General features: G+C 31.1%; 2 protein-coding genes. Both read left to right on the top strand.

What is annotated here, in order from left to right; all coding sequences use genetic code 11:
- On the top strand, positions 1–303 hold a 303-nt coding region (locus tag DZ60_RS0121795; protein WP_025744125.1), incomplete at its 5' end, for a CHAT domain-containing protein.
- A 4-nt stretch (positions 304–307) separates the two neighbouring features.
- Positions 308–2,772 (top strand): tetratricopeptide repeat protein (locus DZ60_RS0121790; protein WP_025744124.1); only part of this gene is annotated, 2,465 nt, incomplete at its 3' end.

Genomic DNA, 2,772 nt, shown 5'->3' with positions numbered 1-2,772 from the left:
TTATTACTGAGTAGCTGGGAAGTATCTGATAAAACAACTCCAAAATTAATGCAGTATTTTTATACCAATCTCAAAAAAGGAATGGATAAGTCTAAAGCGCTGCAACAAGCTAAACTGAGCTATCTAAACAATGGGGATGTACACCGATTAGCTCCTTTTTACTGGGGTAGTTTCTACCTTGTTGGCGATCCTACTCCTATCGATTTTGGGATAAATATACTTTGGTATTGGGGGTTAGGCATAGTAATTATGCTATTGTTAATAGTAGGAAGTATAGTATATTTCAAAAGAACTAAACAATAAACCGATGAGATCATTTCTAGTAGCCACACTATTCCTGATAGGACATATCACTGCATTTGCACAAACAAAAAATGATACGTTAGTAGCTTGGCAGCATTATAAAAAAGCAGATTCGCTTTTAGAAGTAAAAAATCATAATGAATCTATACTTCTCTTTAAAAAAGCCCTCCCAATTTATGAGAAAGAAGAAGCATGGGAACGCGTAGCGAGTTGTTATAATAAGATTTCAGAAAATCAACGAAAAAAATTGGCTTTAGAAAAATCATTGCGGAACGCAAAGAAAGCGATGGAAATAACAAACATCTATTTACCAAAAAACACGGAAGAGGAAGCTCATGCATATGACAACATAGGATATTATTATGAAAAAAAAGGAACATTTAATGATGTGCTTCCTAATTTTAAAAAAGCATTAGAAATTAGAAAAAAACTATATCCTGAAAGTCATTATTGGATTGGAAAATCTTATAGAAACATATCAGGATCATGCATCGACACACAAAAATATCAGGATGCTATTTCATATTGTGAAAAATCATTAAATATTTATTTAAATATTTTTGGTAAAGAACACCAAAATATAGGGGACATATATAATGATCTGGGCATTATATATAGACGTCTTTATAAATATGACACAGCTTTGGATTTTTATAAAAAAAGCTTAACCATTACAATAAAAAACCTCGGAGAAAATGACATAGGAACAGGAAAACGTTATTTAAACTTAGGGGCATTGTATACAATGTTAAGGCAACAGGATCAAGCTCTAGAACATTATGAAAAAGCGTTATCCATTTTTAAAAAACATAAACAAAAATATCCTCTTGGTCTTGCATATCTTCAAACAGGAATTATTCTTTCTCAAAGAGGTGAAAATGAAAAAGCCTTACAATATTCTAAAAAAAGTTTAGAATTAATGAAAGAAGTTCTTGGAGAGGATCACCCAAATATAGGAAACGTTTACGCAAACCTAGGCGTTATGATTAAGAATTCTAATCCAGAAAAATCATTATCCTACTATACTAAATCATTAGAAATTCACAAAAAGGCATATGGTGAAAACCATTTTTATATAGCTCAAGGTTACGATAATATAGGCATGTATTATTCTTCAAGCAAAAAAGACTACGACACCGCACTAATATACCACAATAAAGCTCTTGAGATAAAACGCTCTGCTTTTAGTGAAAACCATTATGGTGTAGCCAGGTCCTACTCTATTATAGGGTTTATATATCATAACAAAAAACAATATTCAACGGCATTAGATTATTACAAAAAAGGATTAGCTATTTGTATAGGTCTAAAAGAAAAAAACCACTACCTTTTGACTGATAGTTATAATTCTATAGGAGAAACACTATATCAACAACGACAATATACTTCTGCTTTATCATATTTTGATAAGGCAATTGACAACAACATCAAGAAAAAAAAATCAAATTATAGTACATTCAAACCAGAAGATTACTATTATCCAGATCAATTATCAGAAACATTATTTTATAAAGCCAAAACCTTATTAGAACGATCAAAAAGAGATGGCACAACTAAAGATCTTGAACAAAGTATCTTGTTATATCAAGACCTAGACAAATTAACCGATTACTCTTGGCAATCTTACCAAAACTATAATGACAAAATAGTCTTTGCAAAACAAGCAAAGGAGAGATTCACTGAAGCTATTGCTACACAATTAGAGCAATATAATAGAAACCCCGACCATCGTACTCTAGAAAAAGCTTTTTATTATACTCGAAAGAGTAAATCTAATATCTTAAAAAACCTTTTATCTGATAATAATGCTAAAAATTTTTCGGGAGTTTCTAAAGAAATAACAGTCCTAGAAAAAACATTAAAAGCTAACCATGCTTTTTATCAGTCACAGATCGCTGAAGAACAATCTAAAGATTCTATTGATTCAATACGAATACAAAAATATGAAAGTAACCTATTTGATGTTAGTCAAAGACAAGATTCTTTAGCTAAGGTTTTAGAGAGCAAATACCCAAAGTATTATCAACTCAAACATCAAAAAAACAGTATTTCTAATAAAACAATACAACAAAAACTAGATGAACAAACGACAGTGTTAGAATTCTTTACAGCAGATACTATAACCTACGCATTTACTATTTCTAAACATGACGTCTCGGTTAAGGAACTTCATACCCCAAAGCTACAAGAAAACATTAATGCCCTGTATAACGATATCACTACAGTCCATAACAAAAATTACATACACCTAGGGCACCAATTACACACAGAACTTATAGCACCAATTAAAGATAAATTAGTAGGCGACAAACTCATTATCATACCCGATGGTCCTTTATGGCATCTTAATTTTGAGCTATTACTTACCGAAAAAAGCGCTGAAAACTCCAAAATCAATGAGTTACCCTATCTCTTGAGGGATTTTGCCATATCCTATGCGAATTCTGCAACTTTATTATTTAATCCTTT

The organism is Aquimarina pacifica (assembly GCF_000520955.1).
GTDB lineage: Bacteria > Bacteroidota > Bacteroidia > Flavobacteriales > Flavobacteriaceae > Aquimarina > Aquimarina pacifica.
Note: the sequence above shows the minus strand (reverse complement) of the source record. Positions and strands in the feature narration are given on the sequence as shown.